The sequence below is a fragment of the Bradyrhizobium uaiense genome, from assembly GCF_010811875.1.
GTDB classification, from domain to species: domain Bacteria; phylum Pseudomonadota; class Alphaproteobacteria; order Rhizobiales; family Xanthobacteraceae; genus Bradyrhizobium; species Bradyrhizobium uaiense.
In genome coordinates this window covers 1-204 of sequence record NZ_VKHP01001296.1, presented here as the reverse complement: position 1 = coordinate 204, position 204 = coordinate 1, and the positions used below count along the sequence as shown (strand labels likewise).

The following is a 204-nucleotide window of genomic DNA, read 5'->3' as shown; positions in this document are numbered from 1 at the left end:
GCGGACTGGCTTGGGCCGTCGGCATCCCTCGGCACCTGAAGGTGTATCCGGTCGATGTGAAGCTCATTTGGCCGATCACCAAAGTCCGCGGGAAACCACGAAAGCACCACGTGCCCGATATCTTATCAATTGCAGCAGAACACATGCTGGCCAGCGCCAAATGGAAAGCCGTGAGCTGGCGCAGCGGGACGAAAGGTCGGCTGA

Annotated in this window: 1 protein-coding gene; it reads left to right on the top strand. The window is 59.3% G+C overall.

Features of this window, described 5'->3' with window-relative positions; all coding sequences use genetic code 11:
• The coding region (locus tag FNJ47_RS55925) for a transposase (protein ID WP_163163990.1) at positions 1–204 on the top strand (204 nt) is incomplete at both ends.